This is a genomic window from Endozoicomonas sp. 4G (genome assembly GCF_023822025.1).
Classification (GTDB): Bacteria; Pseudomonadota; Gammaproteobacteria; order Pseudomonadales; family Endozoicomonadaceae; genus Endozoicomonas_A.
Genome location: NZ_CP082909.1, coordinates 3,776,583 through 3,794,318, shown reverse-complemented (window position 1 = coordinate 3,794,318; position 17,736 = coordinate 3,776,583). Strand labels below are relative to the sequence as shown.

The window sequence follows — 17,736 nt, the reverse complement described above, 5'->3', positions numbered from 1 at the left end:
GAAGCCAGGCCTTGCTATACAAAAAACCATTGATTTTGGCCTTGGCCCTTGCCTTTTCTGTGCATAGTTCCAATGGCCACGTTCAGGAAAACAGTGTGCCTGACACAGAGTGTTGGCACACTGAAATTTTTTTCCCACTCCGGGATGTGTTACCGGAACTCGAAGCTATGGCTAAAGCTATCGCTACTGAGATGCAGCAAAGAGACAATCAGCAACGTGAAATCATTGCAACAGCCAAACAAAGAGGGAGTCTTATACTCTCTTGCTTTAGAAGTGACAAAAGGTCTGAGGCACCAGGAGAAGAGGGTGTTGAAGAAGAGAGCGAGGCCATTGAAGACACAGGCTACTTTTTTTCTCCCGACCCTGGCATCAAAGCCAAGGCTTACACCCGGGCAGCCTCTGATGATAGTGCCTACAGCGAAGACAGTGGCAGTGAAGACAGCGACACCTCTGATGAAAACAGCGACAACGGTTCAAACGAAGACGAAACTGATACCCCAACTGAAGTTCAGTGTGTCAACACGACGGTTGATCCTCTTCGAGTATTAAACGAGTTCAGTGAGTATTGTGCGACTCTGAGACTGAAAATGATTAATCAGGATTCCGTTTCAGGCGTTCAGATACCCGCTGGGTCAGAGGCAGACGTGGACTCTGTTAACCACCCGGAAATTACCTCACCTGCTCACAGCAGCGACCACATGGCTCACCCGAAAAAGCACAAACAGAGCCACCTGCCTGCCGACCAGAGAGCCAAAAGACCCAAAGTGCACCAGTGTGACCATGAGGGCTGCGACTACAGCACCAACCGGAAGCATCATCTGAAAAGGCACAAACGGACCCACCTGGCTGCCGACCAGAGAACCTGTGAGCACCAGTGTAACCATGAAGGCTGCAACTACATCACTGACCACAGGGGTCATCTAAAAACGCACAAACAGACCCATCTGCCTGCCGATCAGAGATCCAATAGGCACCGGTGTGACCATGAGGGCTGCAACTACAGATCCGATCTGGTGGGTAATATCAAAAAGCACAAACAGATCCACCTGCCTCCCGACCAAAGACCCAAGAGACCCATGAGACCCAAGGGACCCAAAGTGCACCAGTGTGATCATGAGGGCTGCGACTACAGAACCAACCGGAGGAATCATCTGAAAAAGCACAAACAGATCCACCTGCCTGCCGACCAGAGACCCAAGGTGCATCACTGTGACCATGAGGGCTGCAACTACAGCGCCTACCGGGCGGGTGATCTGAAAAAGCACAAACAGATCCACCTGCCTGCTGACCAGAGACCCAAGGTGCATCAGTGTGACCATGAGGGCTGCAACTACAGAACCGACAACAGTAGCAGTCTGAAAAAGCACAAACAGACTCACCTGCCTGCTGACCAGAGACCCGAGAGACTCAAGGTGTACCAGTGTGACCATGAGGGCTGCAACTACAGCACGGGCCATTCAGGCAATATGAAACAGCACAAACAGACCCACCTGCCTTTCGACCAGAGAAAGAGATTAAATGTGCACCAATGTGACCATGAGGGCTGCGACTACAGCGTTAACCGAACGGACCATCTGAAAAAGCACAAACAGACCCACCTGCCTGCCGACCAGAGAATCAAGGTGCACCAGTGTGACCATGAGGGCTGCAACTACAGTACCGACCGCAAGAGCAATCTGAAAGCACATCAACAGATCCACCTGACTCCCGGCCGGAGTCCCAAAAGGAAAGCGTATGACCAGCCGCCATCTAACCGGAAAAGAAAGAAGGGTGATTTAGAATAAAACCTCCAACCTCTTTTCAGATTTTGACTAACCTGATTTCCCAGTAAACAGTTCAACGACTGGGAACCCAGGCCTTGCTATCCGAAAAACCATTGATTTTGGCCTTGGCCATTGCTTTTTCTGTGTGGGGGGCTAATGCCCTGCCATTCTCTGACATCCAGTGCTTAGGTGATGACATCCTCTTATTAAAGCCAGACACAGACGAATGTTTTTCTCCCGACTCTGGCGTCAAAGCCAAGGCTTACATCCGGGCAGCCTCTGATGATAGTGCCTACAGCGAAGACAGTGGCAGTGAAGACAGCGACACCTCTGATGAAAACAGCGACAACGGTTCAAACGAAGACGAAACTGATACCGAAGCTGAAGTTCAGCGTGTAAACACGACAGTTGATCCTTTTCGGGCATTAAACGAAATCAGTCAGTATTGTTCGGCTCTGAGACTGAAAATGATTGAGCAGGGCTCCATTTCAGACAGTGAAATACCCACTGAGCCAAGGCCCCACCTGCCTGCCGACCAGAAACCCAGGAACCCCAGGTTGCACCAATGTGACCATGAAGGCTGCAACTACAGCACCGACCGGGCGGGTCATCTGAAAAGGCACAAACAGATCCACCTGCCTGCCGACCAGAGAGCCAAGGTGCACCAGTGTGACCATGAGGGCTGCAACTATCGCACCGACTACACGAGCGATCTGAAAATGCACAAACAGACCCACCTGCCTGCCGACCAGAGACCCAAGATGCACCAATGTGACCATGAGGGCTGCAATTACCGCACCGAACGGTCGGGCGATCTGAAAAGGCACAAAAAGAGCCACCTGCCTGCTGACCAGAGACCCAAGATACACCAGTGTGACCATAAGGGCTGCAACTACCACACCGACTTCATTAGCAGTCTGAACAGGCACAAAAAGCGCCACCTGCCTGCCAGGCAGAGAGCGAAAATGCACCGGTGTGACCATGAGAAGTGCAACTACAGAACCGACGTCATAACCAATCTGAAAAGGCACAAACAGACCCACCTGTCGGCCGAGCAGAGACTCAGCAGGCACCGGTGCGACCATGAGGGCTGCAACTACATCACCCACTACACGGGCAATCTGAAAAGGCACAAGCGGACCCACCTGCCTGCCGACCAGAGAACCAAAAGACACAAAAGGAAAGCGGATGAACAGCGGCCATCTAATACGAAAAGAAAGAAGGGCAATGAAGAATGATCCGCTTCCCAGCTCGCCTCAAAGAAACTTCCGACCTTTCTCCAGATTTTGACTAACCTGATTTCCCAATAAACAGTTTAACGACTGGGAAGCCAAGTCTTGCTATTCAAAAAAACATTGATTTTGATCTTGGTCATGGCCGTTTCTGTGCATTGCTGTCATGGCCACGCTCAGGAAAACAGGTTGCCTTTGCTTTTCGCTCTGGCTGTCGGCAATGCGCTTATCAATATACAGATCGAAAACATTCTTCTCCCTCTTTTCCCAGTCCGGGATGGGCTACCTGAACTTGACTTAAAATCAGGCATCCGCTATTGCTTTTCACCTGACCCAGGTGTCGAAGCTGAGGCTTACCGTCGGGCAGCCTCTGATGATAGTGCCTACAGCGAAGACAGTGACAGTGAAGACAGCGGTACCTCTGATGACAGCAGCGACAACTGTTCTGACGAAGACGAAACTGATGTTCAACCTGTAAACAAGGCACCTGATTCTTTTCAAGCATTAAACGAATTCAGTCAGTATTGTGCGACTCTGAGACTGAAAATAATGGATCAGGAGTCCATTTCAGACAGTAAAATACCCACCGAGTCAAAGCCCCATCTGCCTGCCGACCAGAAACCCAAAAAGCAGCACCAGTGTGACCATGAGGGATGCAATTACAGCTCCAACTATGCGGGCGATCTGAAAAGGCACAAGCAGACCCACCTGCCTGATGATCAGCGTCTCAGGGGGCACCATTGTGACCACGGAGCCTGCAACTACAGAACCGACACGATGCAGAATTTGAAAAGGCACAAACAGACCCACCTGCCTGCCGACCAGAGAGCCAAGGTGCACCAGTGTCGCCATGAGGGCTGCGACTACAGCACTGACACGAAGCAGCATCTGAAAAGGCACAGACTGATCCACCTGCCTGCCGACCAGAGACCCAGGGGGCACCAGTGTGACCATGAGGGCTGCAATTACAGCAGCGACCATTCGAGTGATCTGAAAAAGCACCAGCAGAGCCACCTGCCTGCCGACCAGCGGCCCAGGGTGCATCAGTGCGACCGTGGGGGCTGCAATTTCAGAACTGTCTATGTGAGCGATCTGAAAAAGCACAAGCAAACCCACCTGCCTGTCGACCAGCGGTCCGGGGTGAAACAGTGTGACCATGAGGGCTGCAACTACATCACCAACTACCCGGGCAATCTGAAAAAGCACCAACAGACCCACCTACCTGCTGACCAGAGACCCAAGGTGCACCAGTGTGACCATGAAGGCTGCAACTACAGCAGCGACCAGAAGGGCAATCTGAAAAAGCACCAACTGACCCACCTGCCTGCTGATCAGAGAGTCCAAAAGCTCAAACTGCACCGGTGTGACCATGAGGGCTGCAACTACATCACCAACTACACGAGCAATCTGAAAAAGCACAAACAGACCCACCTGGCTGCCAACCAGAAAACCAAAAGACACAAAAGGAAAGCGAATGAACAGCGGCCATCTAGTAAGAAAAGAAAGAAGGGCAATGAAGAATGATCCGCTTCCCAACCCGGTTCAAAGAAACCTCCGACCTCTTTCCAGATTTTGACTAACCTGACTTCTCAATAAACAGTTCAGCGACTGGGAAGCCAATCCTTGCTATCCAAAAAACCATTGATTTTAACCTTCGCCATTGTTTTTTCTGTTTACTGCTCCAATGGCCACGCTCAGGAAAACAGGTTGTCTTTGCTCTCCACTCTGGCTGTCGGCAAGGCGCATATTGAATGGTACTACTTCGATATGCCACGGGTTTGCTCAGGCACCCGCTATGGCTTTTTGCCTGCCACAGGCGTCTCTCCTGACTCTTCTCCTGACTCTGGCGTCGAAGCTAAGGCTTACAGCCGGGCAGCCTCTGATGCTAGTGCCTACAGCGAAGACAGTGACAGCGAAGACAGTGACAGTGAAGACAAGGGTACCTCTGATGAAAACAGCGACAACCGTTGTGAAGAAGACGAAACTGATACCGAAACCGATGTTCAGTGTGTAAACACGACACCTGAGCCTTTTCGAGCATTAAACGAATTCAGCGAGTACTGTGCGACTCTGAGACTGCAAATGATTAATCAGGAGTCCACTTCAGGGAGTGAAATAGCCACCGAGTTACACAAACAGACCCACCTGCCTGCCGACCAGAGACCCAAGGTGCACCAGTGTGACCATAAGGGCTGCAACTACAGCACCAACCAGAGGGGGCATCTGAAAAGGCACAAACAGACCCACCAGCCTGCCGACCAGAGACCCAAGGTGCACCAATGTGACCATCAGGGCTGCAACTACAGCACCGACCTGAAGGGCAATCTGAAAAAGCACAAACAGACCCACCTGCCTGCCGACCAGAGACCCAAGGTGCACCAATGTGACCATCAGGGCTGCAACTACAGCACCGACCTGAAGGGGAATCTGAAAAAGCACAAACAGACCCACCTGCCTACCGATCGGAGAACCAAAGGACTCAAGATTCACCAGTGTGACTATGAGGGCTGCGACTACAGCACCAACCGGACGCACCATCTGAAAACGCACAAACAGACCCACCTGCCTGTCGACCAGAGACTCAGGGCGTACCAGTGTGACCATGAGGGCTGCAACTACAAAACCGACCACAGGGGCAGTCTGAATAGACACAAAGAGACCCACCTTCCTGCTGACCAGAGGCCCAGGAAGCCCAAGATGCACCAGTGCGATCATGAGGGCTGCAACTACGACACAAGCAACAAAAACCATCTGAAAAGGCACAAACAAATCCACCTGTCTGCCGACCAGAGACCCAAGGTGCACCAGTGTGACCATCAGGGCTGCGATTACAGCACCGACCGGGCGAGCGATCTGAAAAAGCACAAAGAGACCCACCTGCCTGCCGACCAGAGACCCAAGAGACCCAAAAGAAAAGCCTATGACCCGCCGCCATCTAACAAGAAAAGAAAGAAGGGTGATAAAGAATGATCCGCATCTAACCCGACCTAAAGAAACCACCCACATCTCTCCAGATTTTGACTAACCTGAATTTCCAATAAACAGTTCAACGACTGGGAAGCCAGGCCTTGCTATCCAAAAAACCATTAATTTTGACCCTGACCATTGCTTTTTCTGTGCACTGCTCCAATGGTCACGCTCAGGTAAAACCAGACACCCACTATGGCTTTTCTCCTGATTATGACTTCGGAGCCAGGACTTACAGCCGGGCAGTCTCTGATGATAGTGCCTACAGCGAAGACAGTGGCAGTGAAGACAAGGGTACCTCTGATAAAAACAGCGACAGCAGTCCTGAAGAAGACGAAACTGATACCGAAACCAATGTTCAGTGTGTAAACACGACACCTGAGCCTTTTCGAGCACTAAAAGAAATCAGTGAGGTTTGTGCGACTCTGAGACTAGAAATGATTAATCAGGAGCCCACTTCAGACAGTGAAATAGCCACCGAGTTACACAAACAAACCCACCTGTCTGCTGACCAGGGACCCAAAGAGCATCAGTGTGACCATGAGGGCTGCAACTACAGCACCGGCAACAAATGCCATCTAAAAACGCACAAACAAACCCACCTGCCTGCTGACCAGAGACCCAAAGTGCACCAGTGTAGCCATGAGGGCTGTAACTACAGCACCGGCTACAAAAGCCATCTGAAAAGCCACAAACGGACCCATCTGCCTGCCGACCAGAGACCCAAGGTGCACCAGTGTAACCATCGGGGCTGCGATTACAGCACCGACCGGGCGAGCGATCTGAAAAAGCACAAACAGATCCACCTGCCTGCCGACCAGAGACCCAAGGTGCACCAGTGTGACCATCAGGGCTGCGATTACAGCACCGACCGGGCGAGCGATCTGAGAAAGCACAAACAGATCCACCTGCCTGTCGACCAGAGACCCAAAGTGCACCAGTGTGATCACCAGGGCTGCGATTACAGCACCGACCGGGCGTGCGATCTGAAAAAGCACAAACATATCCACCTGCCTGTCGACCAGAGACCCATAAGACCCAAGGTGCATCAGTGTGACCATGAGGGCTGCAACTACAGAACCTACCTGAAGGGCAATCTGAAAACGCACAAAAAGACCCACCTGCCTGCCGACCAGAGACCCACAAGACCCAAGGTGCACCATTGTGGCCATGAAGGCTGCAACTTCAGCACTGGCCTCAAGGGCAATCTGAAAACGCACAAAGAGACCCACCTGCCTGCCGACCAGAGACCCATAAGACTCAAAGTGCACCAGTGTGACCATGAGGGCTGCGATTACCGCAGCAAATGGGCGAGCGATCTGAAAAAGCACAAACGGATCCACCTGCCTGCCGACCAGAGACCCATAAGACTCAAGGTGCACCAGTGTGACCATGAGGGCTGCAACTACAGAACCTACCTGAAAGGCAATCTGAAAACGCACAAACAGACCCACCTGCCTGCTGACCAGAGACCCATAAGACTCAAGGTGCACCAGTGTGACTATGAAGGCTGCAACTACAGCACCGACCTGAAGGGCAATCTGAATAAGCACCAACAGATCCACCTGCCTGCCGACCAGAGACCCATAAGACTCAAGGTGCACCAGTGTGACCATGAGGGCTGCGATTACCGCAGCAAATGGGCGAGCGATCTGAAAAAGCACAAACGGATCCACCTGCCTGCCGACCAGAGACTTAAGAGACCCAAAAGAAAAGCGAATGACCAGCCGCCATCTAACAAGAAAAGAAAGAAGGACGATAAAAAATGATCCACCTCCCAACCCGCCGCAAAGAAACCTCCAACCTCGTTCCAGATTTTGACTAACCTGAATTTACAATAAACAGTTCAACGACTGGGAAGCCAAGTCTTGCTATTCAAAAAAACATTGATTTTGATCTTGGTCATGGCCGTTTCTGTGCATTGCTCTCATGGTCATGCTCAGGAAAACAGGTTGCCTTTGCTCTTCGCCCCGGCTGTCGGCAAGGCGCTCATTAATATCCCGAAGCTCGTTATTGAGGTGTTCTTCGGAAATAACCAACCCACCCGGATAAGGCTTCTACCTGCACCTGACCCTGGTGTCGAAGCTGAGGCTTACCGTCGGGCAGCCTCTGATGATAGTGCCTACAGCGAAGACAGTGACAGCGAAGACAGTGACAGCGAAGACAGCGGTACCTCTGATGACAGCAGCGACAACTGTTCTGACGAAGACGAAACTGATGTTCAACCTGTAAACAAGGCACCTGATTCTTTTCAAGCATTAAACGAATTCAGTCAGTATTGTGCGACTCTGAGACTGAAAATAATGGATCAGGAGTCCATTTCAGACAGTAAAATACCCACCGAGTCAAAGCCCCACCTGCCTGTCGACCAGAGACCCAAAAAGCAGCACCAGTGTGACCATGAGGGATGCAATTACAGCTCCAACTATGCGGGCGATCTGAAAAGGCACAAGCAGACCCACCTGCCTGCCGACCAGAGACCCAGGAAACTCAAGGTGCACCTGTGCGACCATGAGGGATGCAACTACAGCAGCAACCTGGCGGGCAATCTGAAAAAGCACAAACAGACCCACCTGCCTGTCGACCAGAGACCCAGGGTGCACCAGTGTGATCATGAGGACTGCGACTACAGCACCGACCAGCCGTGCCATCTGAAAAGGCACAAACAGACTCACCTGCCTGCCGACCAGAGACCCAGGAAACTCAAGGTGCACCTGTGCGACCATGAGGGTTGCGACTTCAGCTCCAACCAGGCGGGCAATCTGAAAAGGCACAAACAGACCCACCTGCCTGTCGACCAGAGACTCAGGGTGCACCAGTGTGACCATAAGGGCTGCAGCTACAGCACCGACCTGGCAAGCAATCTGAAAACGCACAAACAGACCCACCTGCCTGCCGACCAGAGAACCAAAAGACCCAAAAGGAAAGCGTATGACCAGCCACCCTCTAACGAGAAAAGAAAGAAGGGTGATCAAGAATGAAACCTCCGACCTCTCCCCGGATTTTGACTAACCTGACTTCTCAATAAACAGTTCAACGACTGGGAAGCCAGACCTTGCTATACAAAAAACTATTGATTTTGACCTTGGTCTTTGCCTTTTCTGTGCATTGCTCTGATGGCAATGCTCATGAAAATAGGTTGTCTTTGCTCTTCGCTCTAAGGCTGCTATCTGAGGACAACTTGAAAATCGGTCTTTACTCCCCGGGCGTCGGAACTATTCTTCTCCCTCTTTTCCCAGTCCGGGATGGGCAACCGGAACTTGACTCCATGGTTAAAGCGATCGCCACTGAGATACAGCAAAGAAACGATCAGCAACGTGAAATCATTGCCACAGCCAGACAAAGGGGCAGCCTGATGCTCTCTTGCTTCAGAGACAGCAAAAGGGCTGAGGAACCAGCAGAAGAGGGCATTGAAGAAGAGAGCGAGACGATTGAATGGTGGCAGTTGCAGCAAGAACCCGAGGTGGAGCACCGCGACATGCTACGAGTTTGCTTCGCTGATGACATCCTCTTAAAGCCGGGCACTCGCTATTGCTTTTCTCCTGACTCTGGCATCGAAGCTAAGGCTTACCGTCGAGCAGCCTCTGGTGATAGTGCTTACAGCGAAGACAGTGGGAGTGAAGACAGTGGAAACTCTGATGAAAGCAGCGACAACCCTTCAAACGAAGACGAAACTGATAGCGAAACGGGTGTCTTGTTTATAAACACGACACCTGATCCTTTTCAAGCATTAAACGAAATCAGTGACTATTGTGCGACTCTGAGACAGAAAATGATTGACCAGAACTCCATTTCAGATGGTGAAATAACCACTGAGCCAAAGCCCCACCTGGTTGCCGACCAGAAACCCAGAACGCACCGGTGTGACCATGAGGGCTGCAACTTCAGCGCCGTATGGCTGAGCCGTCTGAAAAAGCACAAACAGACTCACCTGGCAGCCGACCAGAAACTCAGGACGCACCGGTGTGACCATGAGGGCTGCAACTTCGGCGCCGGATGGGTGAGCCATCTGAAAAGGCACAAACAGACCCACCTGCCTGTCGACCAGAGGTTCAAGCCGCACCAGTGTGGCCATGAGGGCTGCAACTTCAGCACCGACCACACGGGCAATCTGAAACTGCACAAACAGACCCACTTGCCTGCCGACCAGAGACTCAGGATGCACCAGTGTGACCATGAGGGGTGCGACTACAGCACCGACCACAGGGGCCATCTGGAAAGGCACAAACAGACTCACCTGTCTGCCGACCAGAAATCCAAGAGACTCAAGATGCACCAGTGTGACCACGGGGGCTGCGACTACAGCACCGTCAGCATGAGCCATCTGAAAAGGCACAAACAGATCCATCTGCCTGCCGACCAGAGACTCTGGGTGTCTCAGTGTGACCATGAGGGCTGCAACTTCAGAACCAACTATGCGAGCAATCTGAAAACGCATAAACAGACCCACCTGCCTGCCGGGCAGAGACTCAAGAGGAAAGCGTATGGCCAGCCGCCATCTGACAAGAAAAGAAAGAAGGGTGATAAAGAGTGATAAAGAGTGATCCACCCTCCGAGCCACCTCAAAAAAAACTCCGACCATTCTCCAGACTTTGACTAACCTGAACTTCTAATAAACATTTCAACGACTGGGAAGCCAGACCTTGCTATCCAAAAAAACGTTGATTTTGACCTTGACCATTGCCTTTTTCGTGCATTGCTCTAATGGTCACGCTCAGGAAAACAGGTTGTCTTTGCTCTTTGCTCTGGCTGTCGGCAAGGCACATATCAAGACCCCGAGGTCTTTTATTGAAGTGTTATCCACGAAAAGAGTTTACCTCAGGGAAGCTGATGCCCTGCCAGTCTCTGACACACAGTATTGGCATACTGAAATTTTTTTCCCAGTCCGGGATGCGCTACCAGAACTTGACTCTATGGTTAAAGCTATCGTCAGAGAGATACAGCAAAAAGACGATCAGCAACGTGAAATCATTGCCACAGCCAGGCACAGGGGGAGACTGATGTTCTCTCGTTTTAGCAGCGACAAAAGCTCTGAGGAACCAGAAGAGGAGGGTATTGAAGAGGAGAACGAAGCCATAAAATGGTGCCACTTCGACATGCCAGAAGTTTGCTTCGGTGACGACCTACTCCTGAAGCCAGACACTCGCCATTGCTTTTCTTCTGATTCTGGCGTCGAAGCTAAGGCTTACCGTCAGGCAGCCTCTGATGATAGTGCCGACAGCGAAGACAGTGGCAGTGAAGACAGCGGCAGCCCTGATAAAAGTAGCGACAACCCTGCAAATGAAGACGAAACTGATACCGAAACCGAAACCGAAACCGAAACCGAAACCGAAACTGATACCGAAGCTGATGTTCTGTGTGTAAGCACGGCACCTGACTCTTTTCTAGCATTACATGGAATCAGTCAGTATTGTGCGACTCTGAATGAGCACCAACAGACCCACCTGCCTGCCGACCAGAGACCCAAGGTGCACCACTGTGACTATGAAGGCTGCAACTACAGCACCGACCGGTTGAGCGATCTGAAAAAGCACACACAAATTCACCTGCCTGCCGACCAGAGAACCAAGAGACCCAAGGTGCACCACTGTGACCATGAAGGCTGCAACTACAGCACCGAGTATACGTTCAATCTGAAAAGGCACAAACAGACCCATTTGCCTGCCAACCAGAGACCCAGGGGACCCCGAGTGCATCAGTGTGACCATAAGGGCTGCAACTACAGAACCGACCTGAAGGGCAGTCTGAAAAGGCACAAACAGACCCACTTGCCTGCCGACCAGAGAGTCAAGAGACACAGGCTTCAGTGTGACCATGAAGGCTGCAACTACGAAGCCAGCTACATGAGTCATCTGAAAATGCACAAACGGACCCATCTGTCTGCCGACGAGAGACTCAAGTTGCGCCAGTGTGACCATGAGGGCTGCAGCTACAGCACAGACCATAAGGGCAATCTGAAAGCGCACAAACTGACCCACTTACCTGCCGACCAGAGAGCCAAGAGGCTCAAGGTGCACCAGTGTGACCATGAGGGCTGCAACTACAGCACCGGCTACTTGGGCAATCTGAAAATGCACAAAAAAATACACCTGCCTCTCGACCAGAGACTCAAAAGGAAAGCGTATGACCAGCCGCCATCTAACGGGAAAAAAAGAAGGTTGATAAAGAATGATCCGCCTCCGAACTGGCCTCAAAAAAATCTCCGACGTCTCTCCAGATTTTGACTAACCTGATTCCCCAATAAACATTTCAATGACTGGGAAGCCGGACCTTGCTATTCAAAAAACTATTGATTGTGATCTTGGCAGTTGCTTTTTCTATGCATTGCTCTAATAGTCACGCTCGGGAAGCCTGGGATGCTCGGAAAACTTGGAAAAATAGTATGCCTTTTCTCTTCGCTCTGGCTGTCGGCAAAGCGCTTATCAATATCCCGAAGCCCTTTATTGAGGTGTGCTTGGGAAATAGCCAACCCACCCGGATAATGCTTCTACCTGACGAAAGTGAAGAGAGCGAGGCTATTGAATGGTGGGAGTTGCAGCAAGAATCCGACGAGAACCACAGTGACATGCCACGAGTTTGTTTCGGTGATGATATCCTCTTAAAGCCACTCTTAAAGTCAGACACTCGCTATTGCTTTTTTCCTGCCACCGGCGACTCTCTTGACCCTCAACCTGACCCTCAACCTGACCCTCAACCTCAACCTGACCCTGGCGTCGTAGCTAAGGCTTACCGTCGGGCAGCCTCTGATAAGGGTTCTGACAATCAAGAAGACGGCAGCTCCGCTGAAAACAGCGACAGCTATTCAAACGAAGAAGAAACTGATGTTCAGTGTGCAAGCACGACCGTTGATCCTTTTCAGACATTAAACGAAACGAGTCAGTATTTTTTGGCTCTGGGACTGAAAATGATTAGCCAGGACTCCACTTCAGACAATAAAATACCCACTGAGTCAGGGGCAGAAGCGCCTGCCGACCGGAGAGCCAAGCGGCACCAGTGTGAACACGAGGGCTGCAACTACAGCACTGACCGGGTGGCCGATCTGAAAAAGCACAAACCAATCCACCTGCCTGCCGACCAGAGAGCCAAGGTACACCAATGTGACCATGAGGGCTGCAACTACAGAACTGACTACAAGGGTAGTCTGAAAATCCACAAACAGATCCACCTGCCTGCCGACCAGCGACCCAGGAACCCCAAGGTGCACCAGTGTGACCATGAGGGCTGCGACTATAGGACTGATCACAAGGGCAGTCTGAAAACCCACCAACAGATCCACCTGCCTGCCGACCAGAGAACCTGGCTTCACCGCTGTGACCGTGAAGGCTGCGACTACAGCACCAACCAGCTTGGTCATCTGAAAAGGCACAAATGGACCCATCTGCCCGCCGACCAGAGAGCCAAGGTGCACCATTGTGACCATGAGGGCTGCAACTACAGCAGCGACTACAAGGGCGATTTGAAAACGCACAAACGGACCCACCTGCCCGCCGACCAGAGAGCCAAGGTGCACCGGTGTGACCATGAGGGCTGCGACTACAGCACCGACTGGGCGAGTGATTTGAAAAAGCACAAACAGACTCACTTGCCTGAAGACCAGAGAGACAAGATACACCGGTGTGACTATGATGACTGCAACTACCGCAGCAACTGGCTGAGCCATCTGAAAAAGCACAAGCAGACCCATCTGCCTGTCGACCAGAGATCCAGGGCACACCCCTGTGATCATGAAGGCTGCGATCACAGCGCCTACAACAGGAGCGATCTGAAAAAGCACAAAAAGACCCACCTGCCTGCCGATCAGAGATCCGAAAGACCCGAAAGACCCAAAAGAAAAGCGTATGACCAGCCGCCCTCTAACGGGAAAAAAAAGAAGGTTGATAAAAGATGATCCGCCTCCGAACCCACCTCAAAGAAACCTGCGACCTCTCTCCAGATTTTGACTAACCTGATTTCCCAATAAACATTTCAATGACTGGGAAGCCAGACCTTGCTATCCAAAAACACATTGATTTTGATCTTGGCCGTTGCCGTGCATTGCTCTAATGGTCAGGCTCAGGAAAACAGGTTGCCTTTGCTGTTCGTTCTGGGCATCGAAACTATGCTTCTTCCTCTTTCTCCAGTCCGGGATGCGCTACCAGAGCCTGACTCTACGGTTAAAACTATCGCCATTGAGATATTCGGTGATGACATCCTTTTAAAACCAGGCACTCGTTATTGCTTTTCTCCTGCCACCGGCGACTCTCCCGACTCTGATGTCAAAGCTAAGGCTTACCGACGGGCAGCCTCTGATGATAGTGCCGACAGCGAAGACAGTGACAGCGAAGACAGTGACAGCGAAGACAGTGACAGCGAAGACAGTGACAGTGAAGACAGCAGCACCTCTGATGAAAACAGCGACAACCCTTCAAACGAAGACGAAGCTGATGACGAAACGGATGTTCAGTGTGTAAACACGGCACCCGATCCTTTTCAGGCATTAAATGAATTCAGTCAGTATTGTGCGACTCTGAGACTGAACATGATTAATCAGGGATCCATTTCAGACAGTGAAATACCCGCCGAGTCAGAAGAGGTGACAGAAGCAGACTCTGCTAACCATCTGGAAATTAGCTCACCTGCTTACAACGCCGGCGACATGAGTCACCTGAAAGCGCACAAACAAACCCACCTGCCTGCCGACCAGAGACCCAAGAGACCCAAGATGCACCAGTGTGACCATAAGGGTTGCAACTACATCACCGACTATGTGAGCCATCTGAAAAGGCACAAAAAGACCCACCTGCTTGGCGACCAGAGACCCAAGGTGCACCAGTGTGACCATGAGGGCTGCGACTACAGGACCGATAGGCAGGAGTATCTGAAAAGGCACAAACAGATCCACCTGCCTGCCGACCAGAGATCCAGGGAGCACCAGTGTGACCATGAGGGGTGCGACTATAGCACCGACTACATGAGCCATCTAAAAAAGCACAAACTGACCCACCTGCCTGCCGACCGGAGACCCATGAATCACAAGTGTGACCATGAGGGCTGCAATTACAGAACTGACCACAAGGGTAGTCTGAAATCCCACAAACAGATTCACCTGCCTGCCGACCAGAGAGTCAAGGCGCACAAATGTGACCATGAGGGCTGCGACTTCAGCAGCGTTCACAAGGGCAGTCTGAAAACCCACAAAGAGACCCACCTGCCTGCCGACCAGAGAGTCAAGGCGCACCAATGTGACCATGAGGGCTGCGACTACAGAACCGACTACACGGGCAATCTGAAAAAGCACAAGCAGACCCACCTGCCTGCCGACCAGAGAGCCAAGGTATACCAGTGTGACCATGAGGGCTGCAATTACAGCACCGACTACACGGGCAATCTGAAAAAGCACAAGCAGACCCACCTGCCTGCCGACCAGAGAGCCAAGGTATACCAGTGTGACCATGAGGGCTGCAATTACAGCACCGACCGGGCGGGTGATCTGAAAAAGCACAAAAAAATCCACCTGCCTGCCGACCAGAGACCTAAGGTGCACCAGTGTGACCATGAGGGCTGCGACTACAGCACCGATTACAAGGGCAGTCTGAAAACCCACAAACAGATCCACCTGCCTGCCGACCAAAGACCCAAGGTGCACCAGTGTGACCATGAGGGGTGCGACTATAGCACCGGCCACACAAGCCATCTGCAAAGGCACAAACAGACTCACCTGCCTGCCGACCAGAGACCCAAGGTGCACCAGTGTGACCATGAGGGGTGCGACTATAGCACCGGCCACACAAGCCATCTGCAAAGGCACAAACAGACTCACCTGCCTGCCGACCAGAGACCCAAGAGAAAAGCCTATGACCAGCCGCCATCTGACAGGAAAAGAAAAAAGAGTGATAAAGAATGATCTACCTCCCAACCCACCTCGAAGAAACCACTGACCTCTCTCCATATTTTGACTAACCTGATTTCCCAATAAACATTTCAATGACTGGGAAGCCAGACCTTGCTATCCAAAAACACATTGATTTTGATCTTGGCCGTTGCCGTGCATTGCTCTAATGGTCAGGCTCAGGAAAACAGGTTGCCTTTGCTGTTCGTTCTGGACATCAAAACTATGCTTCTTCCTCTTTTTCCAGTCCGGGATGCGCTACCAGAACCTGACTCTACGGTTAAAGCTATCGCCATTGAGATATTCGGTGATGATATCCTTTTAAAACCACTCTTAAAGTCAGACAGTCGCTATTGCTTTTTTCCTGCCACCGGCGATTTTCCTGCCACCGGCGATTTTCCTGCCACCGGCGATTTTCCTGCCACCGGCGACTCTCCCGACTCTGATGTCAAAGCTAAGGCCTACAGTCGGGCAGCCTCTGATGATAGTGCCGACAGCGAAGACAGTGACAGTGAAGACAGCAGCACCTCTGATGACAACAGCGACGACCGTTCAAACGAAGACGAAGCTGATGCCGAAACGGATGCTCAGTGTGTAAACACAGCACCCGATCCTTTTCGGGCATTAAATGAATTCAGTCAGTATTGTGCGACTCTGAGACTGAACATGATTAAGCAGGGAGCCATTTCAGACAGTGAAATACCCGCTGAGTCAGAAGAAGTGACAGAAGTAGACTCTGCTAATAATCTGGAAATTATCCCACCTGCTTACAACATCGGCGAGATGAGTCACCTGAAAGCGCACAAACAAACCCACCTGCCTGCCGACCAGAGACCCAAGAGGCCCAAGAGACCCAAGATGCACCAGTGTGACCATAAGGGTTGCAACTACATCACCGACCATGTGGGCCATCTGAAAAGGCACAAAAAGACCCACCTGCTTGCCGACCAGAGACCCAAGGAGCACCAGTGTGACCATGAGGGCTGCGACTACAGAACCGACGACAGTAGCAGTCTGAAAACGCACAAACGGATTCACATGCTTGCCGACCAGAGACCCAGAGTGCATCAGTGTGATCATGAGGGCTGCAACTACAGCAGCGATCAGGCGACCCATCTGAAAATGCACAAACTGACCCACCTGCCTGCCGACCGGAGACCCATGAATCACAAGTGTGACCATGAGGGCTGCAATTACAGAACTGACCAAAAGGGTAGTCTGAAAACCCACAAACAGATCCACCTGCCTGCCGACCAGAGAGTCAAGGCGCACAAATGTGACCATGAGGGCTGCGACTACAGCAGCGTTCACAAGGGCAGTCTGAAAACCCACAAACAGATCCACCTGCCTGCCGACCAGAGAGTCAAGGCGCACCAGTGTGACTATGAGGGCTGCAATTACAGAACTGACCACAAGGGTACTCTGAAAACCCACAAACAGATCCACCTGCCTGCCGACCAGAGAGTCAAGGCGCACAAATGTGACCATGAGGGCTGCAACTACAGGACCGACCGGGCAGCCGATCTGAAACAGCACAAGCAGACCCACCTGCTTGCCGACCAGAGACCCAAGAAGCACCAGTGTGACCATGAGGGCTGCGATTACAGAACCGACCATGTGAGCCATCTGAAAACGCACAAAAGAACCCACCTGCCTGCCGACCAGAGACCCAAGGTGCACCAGTGTGACCATGAGGGCTGCGACTACAGCACTGATCACAAGGGCAGTCTGAAAACCCACAAACGGATCCACCTGCCTGCCGACCAGAGACCCAAGAGAAAAGCCTATGACCAGCCGCCATCTGACAGGAAAAGAAAAAAGAGTGATAAAGAATGATCTCCCTCCCAAGCCACCTCAGAGAAACCACTGACCTCTCTCCATATTTTGACTAACCTGATTTCCCAAT

The 17,736-nt window shown here is 51.6% G+C and carries 11 protein-coding genes; all 11 read left to right on the top strand.

From position 1 onward, the window contains the following. Positions 1-11: 11 nt before the first annotated feature. The 11 genes from K7B67_RS14730 to K7B67_RS14680 all read left to right on the top strand — a co-directional run bounded on the left by K7B67_RS14730 (position 12) and on the right by K7B67_RS14680 (position 17,666). Positions 12-1,784, top strand: coding sequence for a C2H2-type zinc finger protein (locus K7B67_RS14730; protein WP_252176652.1), 1,773 nt, complete (start codon positions 12-14; stop codon positions 1,782-1,784). Between the two features lie 74 nt (positions 1,785-1,858). After that, positions 1,859-3,001, top strand: coding sequence for a hypothetical protein (locus K7B67_RS14725; RefSeq protein WP_252176651.1), 1,143 nt, complete (start codon positions 1,859-1,861; stop codon positions 2,999-3,001). Positions 3,002-3,100: 99 nt separating this feature from the next. After that, positions 3,101-4,519 carry a hypothetical protein gene (locus tag K7B67_RS14720; RefSeq protein ID WP_252176650.1) on the top strand — a complete coding sequence of 473 codons (1,419 nt, stop codon included), beginning with the start codon at positions 3,101-3,103 and terminating at the stop codon, positions 4,517-4,519. Positions 4,520-4,618: 99 nt separating this feature from the next. Then, positions 4,619-5,965: a hypothetical protein gene (locus K7B67_RS14715; protein WP_252176649.1), complete on the top strand. Its 1,347-nt coding sequence runs from the start codon at positions 4,619-4,621 to the stop codon at positions 5,963-5,965. A gap of 98 nt (positions 5,966-6,063) precedes the next feature. Beyond that, on the top strand, positions 6,064-7,731 hold the full coding sequence (locus K7B67_RS14710; RefSeq protein WP_252176648.1) for a hypothetical protein: 1,668 nt from the start codon (positions 6,064-6,066) through the stop codon (positions 7,729-7,731). Positions 7,732-7,830: 99 nt separating this feature from the next. After that, positions 7,831-8,943: a C2H2-type zinc finger protein gene (locus K7B67_RS14705; RefSeq protein WP_252176647.1), complete on the top strand. Its 1,113-nt coding sequence runs from the start codon at positions 7,831-7,833 to the stop codon at positions 8,941-8,943. A 74-nt stretch (positions 8,944-9,017) separates the two neighbouring features. Further along, entirely contained in the window at positions 9,018-10,496 is a 1,479-nt protein-coding gene (locus K7B67_RS14700) for a C2H2-type zinc finger protein (RefSeq protein WP_252176646.1), read from the top strand. A 109-nt stretch (positions 10,497-10,605) separates the two neighbouring features. Further along, the gene (locus K7B67_RS14695; RefSeq protein WP_252176645.1) at positions 10,606-12,186 is read left to right on the top strand and encodes a hypothetical protein; all 1,581 of its coding nucleotides are present in this window, start codon (positions 10,606-10,608) and stop codon (positions 12,184-12,186) included. A gap of 47 nt (positions 12,187-12,233) precedes the next feature. Continuing rightward, positions 12,234-13,850, top strand: coding sequence for a hypothetical protein (locus K7B67_RS14690; protein ID WP_252176644.1), 1,617 nt, complete (start codon positions 12,234-12,236; stop codon positions 13,848-13,850). Positions 13,851-13,949: 99 nt separating this feature from the next. After that, positions 13,950-15,845, top strand: a complete 1,896-nt coding sequence (locus K7B67_RS14685; protein WP_252176643.1) for a hypothetical protein — start codon at positions 13,950-13,952, stop codon at positions 15,843-15,845. Between the two features lie 99 nt (positions 15,846-15,944). After that, entirely contained in the window at positions 15,945-17,666 is a 1,722-nt protein-coding gene (locus K7B67_RS14680) for a hypothetical protein (RefSeq protein ID WP_252176642.1), read from the top strand. Positions 17,667-17,736: the final 70 nt, after the last annotated feature.